At 60.6% G+C, this 15646-nt stretch carries 19 protein-coding genes; 17 read left to right on the top strand and 2 right to left on the bottom strand.

What is annotated here, in order from left to right:
* Positions 1–228 precede the first annotated feature (228 nt).
* From ACQZ5N_RS20225 to ureC, 15 genes are all read left to right on the top strand, one after another.
* Positions 229–435: a DUF2735 domain-containing protein gene (locus ACQZ5N_RS20225; RefSeq protein WP_003520619.1), complete on the top strand. Its 207-nt coding sequence runs from the start codon at positions 229–231 to the stop codon at positions 433–435.
* A 357-nt stretch (positions 436–792) separates the two neighbouring features.
* Positions 793–2082, top strand: a complete 1290-nt coding sequence (gene urtA, locus ACQZ5N_RS20220; protein ID WP_003520618.1) for an urea ABC transporter substrate-binding protein — start codon at positions 793–795, stop codon at positions 2080–2082.
* Between the two features lie 286 nt (positions 2083–2368).
* Complete coding sequence (gene urtB / locus ACQZ5N_RS20215) at positions 2369–3982, top strand: urea ABC transporter permease subunit UrtB (RefSeq protein ID WP_448733919.1); 1614 nt, start codon at positions 2369–2371, stop codon at positions 3980–3982.
* The gene (gene urtC, locus ACQZ5N_RS20210; RefSeq protein ID WP_425646913.1) at positions 3979–5154 is read left to right on the top strand and encodes an urea ABC transporter permease subunit UrtC; all 1176 of its coding nucleotides are present in this window, start codon (positions 3979–3981) and stop codon (positions 5152–5154) included. Before urtB ends, urtC begins: the two co-directional genes overlap by 4 nt.
* 7 nt (positions 5155–5161) lie before the next feature.
* Complete coding sequence (gene urtD, locus ACQZ5N_RS20205) at positions 5162–5923, top strand: urea ABC transporter ATP-binding protein UrtD (RefSeq protein WP_020808761.1); 762 nt, start codon at positions 5162–5164, stop codon at positions 5921–5923.
* A 211-nt stretch (positions 5924–6134) separates the two neighbouring features.
* Positions 6135–6830 carry an urea ABC transporter ATP-binding subunit UrtE gene (gene urtE / locus ACQZ5N_RS20200; protein WP_031233384.1) on the top strand — a complete coding sequence of 232 codons (696 nt, stop codon included), beginning with the start codon at positions 6135–6137 and terminating at the stop codon, positions 6828–6830.
* 255 nt (positions 6831–7085) lie between these two features.
* Positions 7086–8339 (top strand): alpha/beta hydrolase family esterase, encoded by a 1254-nt coding sequence (locus tag ACQZ5N_RS20195; RefSeq protein ID WP_448733918.1) that lies wholly within the window; start codon positions 7086–7088, stop codon positions 8337–8339.
* Complete coding sequence (locus tag ACQZ5N_RS20190; protein WP_448733917.1) at positions 8246–9097, top strand: urease accessory protein UreD; 852 nt, start codon at positions 8246–8248, stop codon at positions 9095–9097. The genes ACQZ5N_RS20195 and ACQZ5N_RS20190 overlap by 94 nt, the downstream gene beginning before the upstream one ends.
* A 105-nt stretch (positions 9098–9202) precedes the next feature.
* Complete coding sequence (locus ACQZ5N_RS20185; RefSeq protein ID WP_031233386.1) at positions 9203–9505, top strand: urease subunit gamma; 303 nt, start codon at positions 9203–9205, stop codon at positions 9503–9505.
* A 10-nt stretch (positions 9506–9515) separates the two neighbouring features.
* The gene (locus ACQZ5N_RS20180; RefSeq protein WP_142779660.1) at positions 9516–9773 is read left to right on the top strand and encodes a DUF1272 domain-containing protein; all 258 of its coding nucleotides are present in this window, start codon (positions 9516–9518) and stop codon (positions 9771–9773) included.
* Between the two features lie 18 nt (positions 9774–9791).
* On the top strand, positions 9792–10097 hold the full coding sequence (locus ACQZ5N_RS20175) for an urease subunit beta (RefSeq protein ID WP_035219981.1): 306 nt from the start codon (positions 9792–9794) through the stop codon (positions 10095–10097).
* A 1-nt stretch (position 10098) separates the two neighbouring features.
* Complete coding sequence (locus ACQZ5N_RS20170; protein ID WP_020808768.1) at positions 10099–10455, top strand: GFA family protein; 357 nt, start codon at positions 10099–10101, stop codon at positions 10453–10455.
* 3 nt (positions 10456–10458) lie between these two features.
* Complete coding sequence (locus ACQZ5N_RS20165) at positions 10459–10881, top strand: lysozyme inhibitor LprI family protein (protein WP_448733916.1); 423 nt, start codon at positions 10459–10461, stop codon at positions 10879–10881.
* 4 nt (positions 10882–10885) lie between these two features.
* Positions 10886–11530 carry a Urease operon accessory protein gene (locus ACQZ5N_RS20160; RefSeq protein WP_448733915.1) on the top strand — a complete coding sequence of 215 codons (645 nt, stop codon included), beginning with the start codon at positions 10886–10888 and terminating at the stop codon, positions 11528–11530.
* A 4-nt stretch (positions 11531–11534) separates the two neighbouring features.
* Positions 11535–13244 (top strand): urease subunit alpha, encoded by a 1710-nt coding sequence (ureC, locus tag ACQZ5N_RS20155; protein WP_020808771.1) that lies wholly within the window; start codon positions 11535–11537, stop codon positions 13242–13244.
* Positions 13245–13262: 18 nt separating this feature from the next.
* Here ureC and ACQZ5N_RS20150 read toward each other — a convergent pair whose 3' ends face one another.
* On the bottom strand, positions 13263–13589 hold the full coding sequence (locus tag ACQZ5N_RS20150) for a hypothetical protein (protein WP_448733914.1): 327 nt from the start codon (positions 13587–13589) through the stop codon (positions 13263–13265).
* Positions 13586–14089, bottom strand: a complete 504-nt coding sequence (locus tag ACQZ5N_RS20145; protein WP_448733913.1) for a hypothetical protein — start codon at positions 14087–14089, stop codon at positions 13586–13588. Before ACQZ5N_RS20145 ends, ACQZ5N_RS20150 begins: the two co-directional genes overlap by 4 nt.
* A 222-nt stretch (positions 14090–14311) precedes the next feature.
* Between ACQZ5N_RS20145 and ACQZ5N_RS20140 the strand changes: the two genes are divergently transcribed.
* Together ACQZ5N_RS20140 and ureE are read left to right on the top strand one after the other, a co-directional pair.
* The gene (locus tag ACQZ5N_RS20140) at positions 14312–14848 is read left to right on the top strand and encodes a peroxiredoxin (RefSeq protein ID WP_003520599.1); all 537 of its coding nucleotides are present in this window, start codon (positions 14312–14314) and stop codon (positions 14846–14848) included.
* A gap of 309 nt (positions 14849–15157) precedes the next feature.
* Complete coding sequence (gene ureE / locus ACQZ5N_RS20135; RefSeq protein ID WP_003520598.1) at positions 15158–15643, top strand: urease accessory protein UreE; 486 nt, start codon at positions 15158–15160, stop codon at positions 15641–15643.
* The last annotated feature ends 3 nt before the right edge of the window (positions 15644–15646 follow it).

Genomic DNA, 15646 nt, shown 5'->3' with positions numbered 1-15646 from the left:
AGCCGGCGTCTCCAGGCGGAATGCCCTGCTGCGGTGCAATGATTTCGGTTGCGCGCGAGGGATTGGCATTTGCCCCAAAAACCGGCGCTTTCGGAATGGTTTTTCTTGTAGATGAGACGATTAATGCCTATATTTTTCGCAAGGTGATTTTTTTTTAATCAAACGGAGCGAATCTGGCCTTTGCGGGTTAGCTCCAGACACAAAGTGCTTCGATGCAAACAAAGTGAGATGATCGAAATGGCAACTGGCATTCATCGCGAGACGGCAACGATCTATCAATTCCCGGTCGGCGGGCGCGCGGGTCTTTCCAAGTTCCGCAACAGCAGCCTCAGCGACCTCGAGCGTCAGGCGCAGGAGCCGCATATCGATTTCGGTTCGTGGTATCACGACGATGCGATCCGCGACGAAGAGCGGAACGACAAGCCGCATTCCTGATGGCCGCATTCCTGATGTGAGACCGTGCCGTGCATTTCTTCTCCCCGGCGGGGAGAAGGTGGCCCGAAGGGTCGGATGAGGGGGCAACCCCTCCGTATATCGCGGCGCTCGCCCCCTCATCCCGCTGCCGCGGACTTCTCCCCGGCGGGGAGAAGAAACAAGCTGAGGCCTTCTGCTTCACAGACAAGCACCTTCAGGTTCAGCTTATTCCCAACCCCTCATGCATCTTTCGCCACCCCGCCTACGTCAATTGACGTATACGGTTTCGCTCTCACGAGATCGATAGTCCCTCCCAGCAGCGGCCGCAGATGCCGCTGAGCCTCCACGAGAGGCCAAACAAGGAGAGGGGTTCTTCCGATGATATTCCGCAAGACGCTTAGTGCCGCGCTGCTTGGCGCGATCCTGTCCACCACCGCCTTCCATGGCGCTTTTGCCGCTGACGACACCATCAAGGTCGGCGTGCTGCATTCGCTGTCCGGCACCATGGCCATTTCAGAGACGACGCTGAAGGACGCCATGCTGATGCTCATCGACGAGCAGAACAAGAAGGGCGGCGTGCTCGGCAAGAAACTCGAAGCCGTGGTGGTCGATCCGGCCTCCGACTGGCCGCTATTTGCCGAAAAGGCCCGCCAGTTGATTTCGCAGGACAAGGTCGCCGCCGTTTTCGGCTGCTGGACGTCTTCCTCCCGCAAGTCGGTTCTGCCGGTCTTCGAGGAACTGAACTCGATCCTGTTCTACCCGGTTCAGTACGAGGGTGAAGAATCCTCGCGCAACATCTTCTACACGGGTGCAGCGCCAAACCAGCAGGCCATTCCGGCCGTCGATTATCTCGCCAGCACCGAAGGTGTGGAGCGCTGGGTTCTGGCCGGCACGGACTATGTCTATCCGCAGACCACCAACAAGATCCTGAAGGCCTACCTGATGTCGAAGGGCGTCAAGGAAGAGGACATCATGATCAACTACACGCCGTTCGGTCATTCCGACTGGCAGACGATCGTGTCCGACATCAAGAAGTTCGGCTCGGCCGGCAAGAAGACCGCCGTGGTTTCCACCATCAACGGCGACGCCAACGTGCCTTTCTACAAGGAACTGGCGAACCAGGGCATCAAGGCTGAAGACATTCCCGTCGTCGCCTTCTCGGTCGGTGAAGAAGAGCTTGCCGGTCTCGATACCGCACCGCTGGTCGGCCACCTTGCCGCCTGGAACTACTTCCAGTCCGTCGATGCGCCGGTCAATGCCGAATTCATCAAGACCTGGCATGCCTTTACCAAGAACGACAAGCGCGTGACCAACGATCCGATGGAAGCCGCCTATATCGGCTTCAACGCCTGGGTAAAGGCCGTCGAATCCGCCGGCACGACGGATACGGACAAGGTTCTCGACTCGATCATCGGCGTTTCCGTGCCGAACCTTTCGGGCGGCTACTCCACCGTCATGCCGAACCACCACATCACCAAGCCGGTGCTGATTGGCGAAATCCAGGCCGATGGCCAGTTCGAAATCGTGCAGCAGACGCCGCAGGTCGTGGGTGACGAATGGTCGGATTATCTGCCGGATTCGAAGGACCTGATTTCGGATTGGCGGAAGCCGATGTCTTGCGGCAACTTCAATGTGGCCAGCGGCAAGTGCGGCGGCAAGGGTAGCTGATTAGCGAGGTGGGTGCCGCTCCCTTTGTTTGGGGGCGGTTTTCTCATTGGAAACTGAACAAGAATTACCCCCTCTGCCCTGCCGGGCATCTCCCCCTCAAGGGGGGAGATCGACCTGCGGCGAGGTCCCGCCCATCTCGGAGTTCGAGAATGAAATGGCGGGAAAGCATCTTGCCGATCTCCCCCCTTGAGGGGGAGATGCCCGGCAGGGCAGAGGGGGGTGAAGCCGCATATTCAGGTCGCGCCAAATTCAAACGCCCCGTCGCAAACCGCCCAAGGAACCCGACATGACGATCCGATCTTTTCTCGGAGCCATCTTCCTCTGGCTCACCCTGGGGATCGCAGCCCAATCCTTCGCGCAAAGCGAGCCGAAGGCGCTGATCGATGCGCTCGGCACGGCGGATTTCAAGCAGGCCGAAGTGCTGATCGGGCAGCTTGCCGCCACGGGCGATGCGCGTGTCGTGCCGGCGCTCGAGGCTTTTGCGGCGGGCGATCTTTACGTGCGCAAGGCCGACAATCTGGTGTTCATGACGAAACCGGCAGGTTCCAATTTTACGCTGATCGACCCGCTGACGGGCGAAAGTGCGGGTGAAGCGCCGAAGGCGGCTGTCAGCAAGATCAAGGTCAACAATAATCTGCGCCGCGTCATCCGCGCCGCACTTGGCGGTCTGACCCTGCTCAGCCCGGAAAAATCCGTGCGGCTTTCCGCGGCAGACGCGGTTCTGAAAGCGCCGAGCGCGGAAAATCTCGAACTGCTGGAAGCGGCCATCGCCAAGGAGACCGATACTGAGGTGCGGACCCGGATGGAGGAGGCGCGGGCTGTCTCGCTGCTCTCCTCCGAACGGTCGCTCGAACAAAAGAAAGAGGCAATCGCCACCATCAAGAGCCTTGGCGGGCGCGATGCCATCGGCATTCTCATGGCGGCTTCCTCGTCGGTGGATCAGAGCCTGAAGTCGGATATCGACAGCGCCATATCGAGCATCGAAAGCTCCCTTGCCTTCTGGGACTATGCGCAGAACGTCTGGTACGGCCTGTCGCTCGGTTCCGTTCTGCTGCTCGCCGCTATCGGCCTTGCCATCACCTTCGGCGTCATGGGCATCATCAACATGGCGCATGGCGAGATGGTGATGATCGGCGCCTATTCCACCTTCATGGTGCAGGAGGTGATCCGCACGCATTTCCCCGGCCTGTTCGACTGGTCGCTCGCCATCGCTCTGCCCGCCGCCTTTCTGGTGACGGCCTTCGTCGGCCTCGTGATGGAGCGCGGCGTCATTCGTTTCCTTTACGGGCGACCGCTCGAAACGCTTCTCGCCACCTGGGGCATTTCGCTCATCCTGCAACAGGGCGTGCGCTCCATCTTCGGGCCTACCAATCGTGAGGTCGGCAGCCCGAGCTGGATGTCCGGCTCCTTCAGCGTCGGTTATCTCAATTTCACCTGGAACCGGGTGTGGATCGTCTGCTTCTCGCTTTCGGTGTTCTTCGCGCTGCTGGTTCTCCTGAAGCGCTCCTCCTTCGGCCTGCAGATGCGCGCCGTGACCCAGAATCGCCGCATGGCCTCTTCCATGGGCATTCGCACCCCTTGGGTGGATGCCTTTACCTTCGCGCTCGGTTCCGGCGTTGCCGGTCTTGCCGGCGTGGCGCTGTCGCAGATCGACAATGTCTCGCCCAATCTCGGCCAGAGCTACATCATCGACAGTTTCATGGTGGTGGTGTTCGGCGGCGTCGGCAATCTCTGGGGAACGCTGGTTGGCGCCCTGTCTCTCGGCGTGCTCAACAAGTTCCTCGAGCCGACGGTCGGCGCCGTGCTCGGCAAGATCCTCGTGCTCGTTCTCATCATCCTGTTCATCCAGAAGCGGCCGCGCGGTCTCTTCGCACTCAAGGGAAGGGCGATCGAAGCATGATTACCGGCTTCCTCCTGCGCGCGCTCGACCGCCGCATTTCCATCGCCATCGGCATCATTCTGGCCATCGCCGTGCTGGTGCCCGCCTCCAACCTGCTTTTGCCGGCCGACAGCGCATTCCGCATTCCGACCTATATCATGTCGATGCTCGGCAAATATCTGGCCTATGCGCTGCTGGCGCTCGCGCTCGATCTTGTCTGGGGTTACTGCGGCATTCTCTCGCTCGGCCATGCCGCCTTCTTTGCGCTTGGCGGTTATGCCATGGGCATGTATCTGATGCGTCAGATCGGCACGCGCGGGGTTTATGGTCATCCCGTGCTGCCTGATTTCATGGTGTTCCTCAACTGGAAGGAACTGCCGTGGTTTTGGCAGGGCTTCGACATGTTCTGGTTTGCGGCGCTGATGGTGCTGGTGGTGCCGGGGCTGCTGGCCTTCGTGTTCGGCTGGTTCGCCTTCCGCTCGCGTGTCAACGGCGTTTATCTCTCCATCATCACCCAGGCCATGACCTACGCCCTGCTGCTTGCCTTCTTCCGCAACGACATGGGTTTCGGCGGCAATAATGGCCTCACCGATTTCAAGGATATTCTCGGCTTTTCCGTGCAGGCGGATGGCACCCGCGCCGTGCTGTTTGCCATGACGGCGGTGATGCTGGCGCTTTCGCTGCTTATCGCATCGGGCATCGTCAATTCCAAATTCGGCAAGGTGCTGGTGGGCGTGCGCGATGCCGAAAGCCGGGTGCGTTTCCTCGGTTTCCGGGTGGAAAACATCAAGCTTTTCACCTTTGTCGTTTCGGCCATGATGGCGGGCATTGCCGGTGCGTTGTTCGTGCCGCAGGTGGGCATCATCAATCCCGGCGAATTCTCTCCCGCCAACTCCATCGAAGTGGTGGTGTGGACGGCGGTGGGCGGGCGCGGCACGCTGATCGGGCCGATCATCGGTGCGCTGCTCGTCAACGGCGGAAAAAGCTATTTCACCGGCGCTTTCCCCGAATTCTGGCTGTTTGCGCTGGGCGGGCTCTTCATCGCGGTGACGCTATTCTTCCCCAAGGGCATCGTCGGCACCCTGCAACACTATCTGGCCCGGCGGCGCGAAAAGCGGGTCGCGCTTGCGGCAGGCGACGCCCAGCCGGGCAATGACAGCGGCTCGACAGTGGCGCAACAGGCGGCGGAGTGAGGCGGACATGAACACGATTTCCGAAAACAGAACGAAAAGCCTGCTTTATCTCGATGGCGTCTCGGTGTCCTTCGATGGTTTCAGGGCGCTCAATTCCCTCTCCTTCGTGGTGGAACCGGGTGAGCTTCGCGCTATTATCGGCCCGAACGGTGCTGGCAAGACGACGATGATGGACATCATCACCGGCAAGACAAGGCCGGATACGGGCACGGTGCTGTTCGAAGACAGCATCGACCTCACCAAAAAGGACGAGGCGGATATCGCCCAGCTTGGCATCGGGCGAAAGTTCCAGAAACCGACGGTTTTCGAAAGCCATACCGTCTGGGACAATCTGGAACTGGCGCTCAACCGCAAGCGCGGCGTCTTCGCGACGCTGTTTTACCGGCTGACGGAGGAAGACAAGGCCCGCATCGAGGAAATCCTCGCGACCGTGCGCCTCGGCCACCGCCGCGGCGATCTTGCCGCCAACCTCTCGCACGGCCAGAAACAATGGCTGGAAATCGGCATGCTCCTGGCGCAGGAGCCGAAGCTGCTGCTGGTGGACGAGCCGGTGGCCGGCATGACGGATGCGGAAACCGCCGAAACCGCCGTGCTTTTGAAGGAAATCGCCAAGACCCGTTCGGTGGTAGTGGTGGAGCACGACATGGGTTTCATCCGCGAACTGGGGGTGAAGGTGACGTGTCTTGCCGAAGGCTCGGTGCTGGCTGAGGGATCGATCGATTTTGTGTCGAACGATCCCAAGGTGATCGAGAATTATCTGGGGCGGTGATGGAAGCGTCTGCGTTGGCCATACCCCCCTCTGCCCTGCCGGGCATCTCCCCCTCAAGGGGGGAGATCAGATGCCGCACCCGCTCGTTCCAACTCAAAGCTGTTGTGGAGCAGGGTGTTCGCCGCTTGCCGATCTCCCCCCTTGAGGGGGAGATGCCCGGCAGGGCAGAGGGGGGTAACGCCGCCCACCATACCGCCAATGGAGTTTCACCATGCTGAACGTCGACAACATCAATCTCCACTACGGCGCGGCGCAGGCCCTGCGCGGCGTTTCGCTGACGGCGGAGATGGGCAAGATCACCTGCGTCCTCGGCCGCAACGGGGTGGGCAAAAGTTCGCTGCTGCGGGCCGTTACCGGCCAGCACGCCATCAGCGCCGGGACGATCAGCTTTGAAGGGGCGGCATTGGATGGGCTGGCGCCTTACCACCGGGCCAAGCGTGGTGTCGGTTACGTGCCGCAGGGGCGAGAAATCTTTCCGCTGCTCAGCGTGCAGGAGAATCTCGAAAGCGGCTATGCGCCGCTGCCGCGTAAGGAACGGTTCATCCCGGACGATATTTTCAGCCTGTTTCCGGTGCTGCAATCCATGCTGGGAAGACGCGGCGGCGATCTCTCCGGCGGCCAGCAGCAGCAGCTCGCCATCGGCCGGGCGCTGGTGACGCGGCCGAAAATCCTCGTTCTCGACGAGCCGACCGAGGGCATTCAGCCGTCGATCATCAAGGATATCGGCCGGGCGATCAAATATCTGCGCGATTCCACCGGCATGGCGATCCTGCTGGTCGAGCAATATCTGGATTTCTGCCGCGAGCTTGCCGATTACGTCTACATCATGGACCGCGGCGAAATCGTGCATCAGGGGCTGGCCGAAACGCTGGATACGCCGGAAGCGCGGCGTCACCTGACAGTATAAATCGAGACTAAAACCCCTGTGCGCCGATCACGGCGTGCAAACGGCCGATTAATATTTTGAAAGCCTATGCGTCTCGACATGGCTTTCATGCGTAATTTTAGCATTTCATTGAATAATTGCCTGTGATATTGGCAGCGAAAATGCTGCATGCGAGACACAGGAAAAGTCTATTCGCACGCCGCGACAGTTGATCCCTTACATTCCACGCACGTCCGACGTATCGTCGGGAAAACCGTGCCCAATAAAGGCGTGTCAATGAATCAAGACTTTGCCATTGGCCGGGCCGCCCGGCTGTTCCGCTCCGCCCGCACCCTCTTTCTGGGTCTTGCGATGTGCGCGAGCGCGGGTGTCGCAGCGTCGGCATCGACCTGCGGTCAGTTGCCCGGACCCGGCATGGAACCGGGCAGGCATGATTTTTCCATTCTCTCCAACGGTGAAAAACGCGACGGCGTCTATTTTGTTCCCTCCGCCTATGACGGAAAAAAGCCGCTGCCTGTCGTGTTCGATTTCCATGGCTCCAACAGCAATCCGCATGGCCAGCTGAACCGCAGCGGCTGGGACAAGCTGGCGGAACGTGACGGTCTGGTGGTCGTGGCGCTGGCCGGCAGCCTGAATGGCGAATTGCCCGGCACCCATGCCTGGAATGTTCCCGGCGTCACCAAGCGTCCGGGCGGGCTGGACGAGGTCGGCTTCATTCGCGATGCCATCACCATGGTGAAGGGCAAGTTCTGCGTCGATGAGGAGCGTTTTTACGGTTCCGGTTATTCCGGCGGCGGGCGCATGCTGTCGCAATTCATCTGCAATGGCAGCGCGGATTTCACCGCTGCCGGTTTCGTTGCCTCGCTGCGCGCGGGTTATCCGCTGGAAACCGAGGGCAAATGGGCACCGGATGCGGCAAGCTGCACGCCGGCGCGGCCGATGTCGATCATCGCCTTTGCCGGGTTGAAGGATCCCGCCAATCCCTATCAGGGCGGCGGTAAGTCCTATTGGCAATATGGCGGCGAGACGGCGCTGAAGCGCTGGGCCGAGATGGACGGCTGCAAGGGCGCTGCCAAAAGCAAGGTGGGCGAAAGTTTCACCGTCAATTCCTATGATGTCTGCAAGGCCGGCGCACGCATTCAGTCCTATGTCATCAACGACTGGGATCACGCCTGGCCGCGCGCCACCATGAAGGCGGAAGTGCTGGCGGCGAACGCCGTCGTCACCCGCAAGCCGGGCGGCGAACAGACGCCGAAGGCGGAACCGGCCGTGGAGCGCAAGATGCCCACAGGCGAAGTGACGCGCACGGTTGATGCGGCGGAAAGAATGTGGGATTTCTTCCGCAATACGGAAGGGCAGCTGGTCGTGGATGCCGTCGTCAAGAAGGATTGCGGCGCAAAGGCCTCATCCGCTTCCGCAACCGCTTCGGAGACCGCGTGCAGCCAGAACAGCAAGCCATCGGCCCTTCCGGTCGCCAAGACACTCAACCTGTCCGGCAGCAGCGCGCCCGTGGCAGAGGACGCATTGTAACCAAAGCGGTTGAAGGGCGCAGCCGGCTGGAGGAACTGTTCCAGGAAGGCTGCGCCAAAATCCGCCTGCCGGAAACCTTTTCGAACGAAGCCGAAGCCATTCTCATCAATTCCTCCGGCGGCCTGACCGGCGGGGACGAACTGGAATGGCAGGCGGTGGCCGGCGCCGGCACATCGCTTGTCGTGACCACGCAGGCCTGCGAGAAGGTCTACAAGGCATCCTCCGGCACAGCCACCGTTACCGCCCGGGTTTCCGCCGGGCCGGGCGCCAGATTGCACTGGCTGCCGCAGGAAACCATCCTTTTCGACCGGGCGTCGCTGACCCGCCGGCTGGAAGCCGATCTCGACCAATCCTCCGAATTCATCGCCGTGGAGGCCGTGCTGCTTGGCCGTCAGGCCATGGGCGAGGCGATGGCGCATGGCCTTTTTCGTGACCGCTGGCGCATTCGCCACGGGGGCAGACTGGTGCATGCCGAAGAGCTTCTGCTGGAAGGCGAGGTAGCGGCGCTGACCGCGAAACCGGCGGTTCTGGCCGGTCAGGTCGCCTTTGCCACTCTGCTTTATATCGGGCCGCTGGCCGAGGCGCTTCTGCCTAAAATCCGGGCTATTGCCGGGGAAAGCGGCGGCGCCAGCGAATGGCAGGGCAAGCTTGTCGTTCGGGTCTCTGCCGCCGATGGTTTCTCCTTGAGAAAATTGCTTTTTCCGATCATTTCGCTCTTGCGAAACGGCGCGCCAGTGCCGAAAGTCTGGAATCTGTAAACCCTTCGGATCGTCGGCAACCGGCGGCCTTCGGGGTCTGTCAACATGTCGGATCTGCTTGCCGCAACCATGCTTGCGGAACAGGTTCCAAGCTGCGGGACCACGATGAACCTTAGCCCAAGAGAAAAAGACAAGCTGCTGATTTCCATGGCCGCCATGGTGGCGCGCCGCCGGCTGGAACGCGGCGTGAAGCTGAACTATCCCGAAGCGATTGCGCTGATTACCGATTTCGTGGTGGAGGGCGCCCGCGACGGCCGCGCCGTGGCCGAGCTGATGGAAGCCGGCGCGCATGTCATCTCCCGCCATCAGGTGATGGAAGGTGTGGCGGAGATGATCCATGATGTGCAGGTGGAAGCGACGTTTCCCGATGGCACCAAGCTGGTGACCGTTCACGAACCGATACGGTGAGGGGGCGAATATGGCGCTGGAGCTTCGACCCAATTGCGAATGCTGCGACCGCGATCTTGCTCCCGACAGCCGGGACGCGATGATCTGCTCGTTCGAATGCACCTTCTGCGTCGATTGCGTGACGGATGTGCTTCACGGTGCCTGCCCGAATTGCGGCGGTGAGCTGGTTCGCAGGCCCGTTCGCCCGGCGGCGAAACTCGTCAATAATCCCGCGTCGACACGGCGCGTCCTGAAGGCCGAAGGCTGCACGGCGGCCAACGCTGCCTGAGACAAAAGGGGAAATACCATGAAACCCGGCGAAATCATTACCGCAGAGGGCAGCATCGAACTCAATGCCGGCCAGCCGACCGTGACCATCGAAGTCGCCAATTCGGGCGACCGGCCGGTGCAGGTGGGCAGCCACTATCATTTCTATGAGACCAATGCCGGTCTCCTGTTCGACCGCGACAAGGCGCGCGGCATGCGCCTCGATATTCCCGCCGGCACGGCGGTTCGTTTCGAACCCGGCCAGAAGCGGGAAGTGACGCTGGTGCCGCTTTCCGGCAAGCGCGAGGTTTACGGTTTCCGTCAACAGGTCATGGGGAGGTTATGAAATGGCGACGGCGCATTATCATGGAAGCTGCCAGTGCGGCGATGTGAGCTTCGAGGTCGATGCCGATCTCGACCATACCGTCATCTGCAATTGTTCGCGCTGCAAGCGCCTGGGTTCCACGCTGGCCTTTGCGCCGCGTGAGAAATTCACGCTGCTTTCCGGGGAGGACAAGCTGGCGGAATATCTCTTCAACAAGCACAAGATCCATCATCTTTTCTGCTCCACCTGCGGCATCGAGAGCTTTGCTTATGCCGATGGGCCGGACGGAACGCCGATGGTGGCGGTCAATGCCAATTGTCTCGATGGTGTCGACCCCCGGGCGCTGAAGCCGCAGGCTTTCGATGGCGCGGCGGCCTGAGCGATGGAGATGAGCCGAAAAAGCGTCCTTCTGGCGGCTGTGCTTCTCTGCGCGACCGCCGGCCTGTCCATGTCGGCCGCCGCACAGGGCGAGACGGATTGCAAGGCCCCGCAGACGCAGGCGGACATGACCATCTGCGCTGGCAAGGATTACGAAAAGGCCGACAAGCAGTTGAACGCCGAATATCAGAAGCTGCGCAAGCTGCTCACCGAACGCGACAAAACGGCGGATGCGGACGGCAAGGGTGCGACCGACGCGCTGGTGACTGCCCAGCGCGCCTGGGTGGCGTTTCGTGACGCCAATTGTGCGCTTTCAGGCTTTCAGGCGCGCGGCGGCTCGATGGAGCCGATGCTGATTTCCTCCTGCCTCGCCGAGATGAGCGGCAAGCGGGCGGAAGAATTGCGTCAGTTGTCGGAAGGTTTCTGAACGCATGGGGCGGCGCATCACGATCGTTGGAAACGGGGAACTGCCGCCGGGTGCTGCTGATTTCATCGATTGTTCCGATATCGTCATCCGCTTCAATGATTGCCGGTCGCTGGGACCGGGCGGCACGCGCACCGATGTGGTGGCGGTGTGCAATACCGGGCGGCCGGGCCTTGAGATGACTGAGGGGAGCGAATGGCGCGAGAGTGACGGCGTGCGGCAGGCCTCTGCCATCTGGTCTGTGCGCGATCCGGCAAAATTTTCCGAAATGGAGCCGGATATCCGCGCGCGCTGGCCGGAACTGACAGATTTCTGCGCCGATTATACCGCCGGTTTTGCCGCCATCGCACGAGAAGCCGGCAAGGGTCACATCGTCATTCCGCGCGGTGTGCATGAAAGGCTCGATGCCGCGCTCGAAGCCTATGCGCCTATGCCCTATGTCTGCCCCAGCACCGGCCTTTTCGCCATCGCCCATGTTCTTGAGAGCGTGAGCGACGATGGCGACGAGGTGGCGATTGCCGGTTTCGGCCATCAGGGCTGGAGTGGCCATCCATTTACCGCCGAACAACAGCTGGTCGAAGCCCTCGCGGGCGAGGGCCGGCTGACACGAATTTCTCCCACATCGATTTTCTCCGCGTCCGAAGGAGCCTGAGCCCATGCCCTACAAGATTTCCCGCGCCGCCTATGCCGGCATGTTCGGCCCGACCGTTGGCGACAAGGTGCGTCTTGCCGATACCGAACTCTTCATCGAGATCGAGAAGGACCACACGATCTATGGCGAGGAAGTGAAATTCGGCGGCGGCAAGGTCATTCGCGACGGCATGGGCCAGAGCCAGGCGACGCGGGCCGAAGGCGCGGTCGATACCGTCATCACCAATGTGGTGATCGTCGACCATAGCGGCATCTACAAGGCGGATGTAGGCCTGAAGAACGGCCGCATCCACGCCATCGGCAAGGCTGGCAACCCGGATACGCAGCCGGGCGTGACGATTATCGTCGGCCCATCGACGGAGGCGATTGCCGGCGAAGGCAGGATTTTGACGGCTGGCGGCATGGACGCGCATATCCATTACATCTGCCCGCAGCAGATCGAGGAAGCGCTGATGAGCGGTATCACCTGCATGCTGGGCGGCGGCTCCGGCCCGGCGCATGGCACGCTTGCCACCACATGCACCGGTGCCTGGCACATCGAGCGGATGATCGAAAGCTTCGATGCCTTCCCGATGAATCTTGGGCTCGCGGGCAAGGGCAATGCCTCGCTGCCGGCCCCTCTGGAGGAAATGATCCTTGCCGGCGCGTCGTCGCTGAAGCTGCATGAGGACTGGGGCACGACGCCTGCCGCCATCGACAATTGCCTGACGGTGGCCGATCAATACGATGTGCAGGTGATGATCCACACCGATACGCTGAACGAAAGCGGTTTCGTGGAAGATACGGTCGCCGCCATCAAGGGCCGCACCATCCATGCCTTCCACACCGAAGGGGCGGGCGGCGGCCATGCGCCCGATATCATCAAGGTCTGCGGCAATCCCAACGTCATTCCGTCTTCCACCAACCCGACACGGCCCTATACCGTCAATACGCTCGCCGAACATCTCGACATGCTGATGGTGTGCCACCACCTGTCGCCGTCCATCCCTGAAGATATCGCCTTTGCCGAAAGCCGCATCCGCAAGGAAACCATCGCGGCGGAGGATATTCTCCACGATATCGGCGCGTTTTCGATCATCTCTTCCGACAGCCAGGCCATGGGCCGCGTCGGCGAAGTGGCGATTCGCACATGGCAGACGGCCGACAAGATGAAGCGCCAGCGCGGCCGCCTGAAGGAAGAGACCGGCGAAAACGACAATTTCCGTGTTCGCCGTTACATCGCCAAATATACCATCAACCCGGCCATCGCCCAGGGTGTCAGCCATGAGATCGGCTCCATCGAAGTCGGCAAGCGCGCCGATCTGGTGTTGTGGAACCCGGCCTTTTTCGGCGTGAAGCCGGAGATGGTGTTGCTCGGCGGCTCGATTGCCGCTGCCCCGATGGGCGATCCGAACGCCTCCATTCCCACGCCGCAGCCGATGCATTACCGGCCGATGTTCGCCGCTTATGGCAAGCTGCGCACGAATTCCTCGGTCACTTTCGTGTCGCAGGCGTCGCTGGATGCGGGCCTTGCCCAGCGCCTCGGCGTTGCCAAGAAGCTGCTGCCGGTGAAGAATGTGCGCGGCGGCATCTCCAAGGCGTCGATGATCCACAATTCGCTCACCCCACATATCGAGGTCGATCCGGAAACCTACGAAGTGCGCGCCGATGGCGAGCTTTTGACCTGCGAACCGGCGACGGTGCTGCCGATGGCGCAGCGTTATTTCCTGTTTTGAGAAACGGCTGCTCCGCGCTCAGATGCACATGAGCGCGGTCAGCAGGCTTACAACGCCGGCCATGAATAGCCCCATGGCCGCCATTGCGGGGACTTTGATCCTCGACTGATCGATGATGGCGTCCGTCTCGCCCGCAAGCAGGGTTATGGCCTGCAGAAACAGGTAGAGGCAGAACAGCAAAGAGGCGCTGAAAAACAGGGCGGCTGGGTATACCAGCCAATTGGAAAGGTCCGGCGTCCTGTTCTTGAAAGTGGCCAGAAGGAGGATCAGCGAAAGCCCGGCGCTGGCGATGATACGGAAAACCGCCAGCATTTCCTTGGTCGATTCCTTGTTGCCGTCCTTCATTTTGACCGCTTGCGCCACCAGGACAGCCCTAGGATATCTTTCATCAGGTAAGGCGGCTCCGTGTGGCTGTTGCGCTTGTCCTGAAATTTTCTCGATGAAGGCAGCTTTTCCTTCTCCGCTTGCCGCTTTGCATAGGTCTCCTCCCAGCAGGCGATGAATTCATCCGCATGTCTGTAGCCAAGCTCGCAGGGCACTTTTCGGCTGAGCGCCGAGGGGCTGAGCGTTTCCACGTCAATGATGCGATGGGCGAATGCTCCGACCGCGCTGGCCTGCAAGGTCACAACTTCATCGATGTACCATGACCGCCATTCGGCGAAACTCTTGCCGTCTACCTTTTCCGCGACCTTCCGCAGCAAGTCTCCATCCATCTTTTCGCAGACATCCGTGACCAGCCCTGCGACGAAGCCACGCAGATTGGAGCATTGCGGGCCGTCGCTATAGTCGAAATAGGCTCTGAGGGTACTGTCGAGATGATTGAGTACGCGATCTTTCAAAATCAATTTCAGTGTCTCCCGTTGGGTGGCGGAATATTACTTAAAAGTGTATTTGTGTAAACCGTACTTTATAGTTGTATCAGGTAGTACATGCCTGTTCGAATCTCCTTTGAAATCGGGATTTTTATGCTGCACCGCAGCGCTTCTTGCGCTATGGAAACGGCAAAAGAATTCCGCGCGGATCGATCCCAAGCGATCCTCGCAAAACGCCAGAACAGGAGACAAGACATGCTCGGCAAAAAAGTGCCCGCCGTAACCTTCCGCACGCGCGTTCGCGATGAGGCCGTCGGTGGCCCCAACCCGTTCCGTTGGCAGGACATGACCTCCGACGATTATTTCAAGGGCAAGAAGGTCGTTCTGTTTTCGCTGCCCGGCGCCTTCACGCCGACATGCTCGACCTACCAGCTGCCCGATTTCGAAAAGCTGGCGGGCGAGTTCCGCGCGCTCGGCGTCGATGACATCTATTGCCTGTCGGTCAATGACGCCTTCGTCATGAATGCCTGGGCAAAGGGCCAGAACCTCGAAAACGTCAAGGTCATTCCGGATGGTTCGGGTGAGTTCACCCGCAAGATGGGCATGCTGGTCGCCAAGGACAATCTCGGCTTCGGCATGCGCTCCTGGCGTTACGCCGCCGTCGTCAACGATGGCGTCGTCGAGCAGTGGTTCGAGGAAGAGGGCTATTCGGACAATTGCGAATCCGACCCCTATGGCGTTTCCGCGCCGCAGAACATTCTGGAAAACCTGAAGGCCCGCGCTGCGGCCTGATTTTGGTTTTGCGATTTGACGAAGGCCCGGCCGCAATGCCGGGCTTTTTTCGTTTTCTGGGACGTGATTGTCTTTCGCGGTGCCGCATCATCCGCACACCGTCACCCCGGACTACTCTCACGGCGCGGACGCGCCGTGGCTGGATGCCGGATCCAGTCCGGCATGACGGAGGAGAAGTTGCCGGACGCCTCAAGTCTTTACGCCGGCAAGGCCGACCTTTTTCATGCCCTGCATTCATTCACCTTGAAATCACCCCGCCTATCCGGCAAAAATCAGACCCCCAAGACAGTTTCTGAAACGGATCATTTCATGCTGCGCGTCACCTCCTATCATCCGGCCGGAACCCCCGCCGACGAAGCCTCCGGTTATGTCACCCTGGCGCATGACCAGCGGCATCTGCGCCGCAAGCTGCTGCATCTGCAAAATGACGAGATGGTGATGCTGGACCTGAAGGAAGCCGTGCTGTTTGCCCATGGCGATCTTCTGGTGGTGGAGAACGGCGACTTGATCGAGGTTCGCGCGGCGGATGAAAAGCTGTTCGAAATCAAGGCGAAGGACCGTCTTCACCTGATCGAGTTAGCCTGGCATCTGGGCAACCGCCACCTTTCCGCTCAGATCGAGGAAGAGCGTATTCTCATTCTGCGCGATCATGTCATCCGCGCCATGCTGGAAGGTCTGGGCGCCACCGTTCGTGAGGTGGAAGAGCCATTCCAGCCGGCCCGCGGCGCTTACCACGCCCATGGCGGCCATTCCCATGGTCATGACCACGGGCATCACCATCACGATCACGGCTGAGCC

The organism is Agrobacterium sp. 22-221-1, assembly GCF_053522445.1.
Note: the sequence above shows the minus strand (reverse complement) of the source record. Positions and strands in the feature narration are given on the sequence as shown.

Excerpts from the sequence above, each read along its gene's own strand:
- ACQZ5N_RS20225 (WP_003520619.1), top strand. The coding sequence starts at position 229 with ATGATCGAAATGGCAACTGGCATTCATCGCGAGACGGCAACGATCTAT.
- urtA (WP_003520618.1), top strand. The coding sequence starts at position 793 with ATGATATTCCGCAAGACGCTTAGTGCCGCGCTGCTTGGCGCGATCCTG.
- urtB (WP_448733919.1), top strand. The coding sequence starts at position 2,369 with ATGACGATCCGATCTTTTCTCGGAGCCATCTTCCTCTGGCTCACCCTG.
- urtC (WP_425646913.1), top strand. The coding sequence starts at position 3,979 with ATGATTACCGGCTTCCTCCTGCGCGCGCTCGACCGCCGCATTTCCATC.
- urtD (WP_020808761.1), top strand. The coding sequence starts at position 5,162 with ATGAACACGATTTCCGAAAACAGAACGAAAAGCCTGCTTTATCTCGAT.
- urtE (WP_031233384.1), top strand. The coding sequence starts at position 6,135 with ATGCTGAACGTCGACAACATCAATCTCCACTACGGCGCGGCGCAGGCC.
- ACQZ5N_RS20195 (WP_448733918.1), top strand. The coding sequence starts at position 7,086 with ATGAATCAAGACTTTGCCATTGGCCGGGCCGCCCGGCTGTTCCGCTCC.
- ACQZ5N_RS20185 (WP_031233386.1), top strand. The coding sequence starts at position 9,203 with ATGAACCTTAGCCCAAGAGAAAAAGACAAGCTGCTGATTTCCATGGCC.
- ACQZ5N_RS20180 (WP_142779660.1), top strand. The coding sequence starts at position 9,516 with ATGGCGCTGGAGCTTCGACCCAATTGCGAATGCTGCGACCGCGATCTT.
- ACQZ5N_RS20175 (WP_035219981.1), top strand. The coding sequence starts at position 9,792 with ATGAAACCCGGCGAAATCATTACCGCAGAGGGCAGCATCGAACTCAAT.
- ACQZ5N_RS20170 (WP_020808768.1), top strand. The coding sequence starts at position 10,099 with ATGGCGACGGCGCATTATCATGGAAGCTGCCAGTGCGGCGATGTGAGC.
- ACQZ5N_RS20165 (WP_448733916.1), top strand. The coding sequence starts at position 10,459 with ATGGAGATGAGCCGAAAAAGCGTCCTTCTGGCGGCTGTGCTTCTCTGC.
- ACQZ5N_RS20160 (WP_448733915.1), top strand. The coding sequence starts at position 10,886 with ATGGGGCGGCGCATCACGATCGTTGGAAACGGGGAACTGCCGCCGGGT.
- ureC (WP_020808771.1), top strand. The coding sequence starts at position 11,535 with ATGCCCTACAAGATTTCCCGCGCCGCCTATGCCGGCATGTTCGGCCCG.
- ACQZ5N_RS20150 (WP_448733914.1), bottom strand. The coding sequence starts at position 13,589 with ATGAAGGACGGCAACAAGGAATCGACCAAGGAAATGCTGGCGGTTTTC.
- ACQZ5N_RS20140 (WP_003520599.1), top strand. The coding sequence starts at position 14,312 with ATGCTCGGCAAAAAAGTGCCCGCCGTAACCTTCCGCACGCGCGTTCGC.
- ureE (WP_003520598.1), top strand. The coding sequence starts at position 15,158 with ATGCTGCGCGTCACCTCCTATCATCCGGCCGGAACCCCCGCCGACGAA.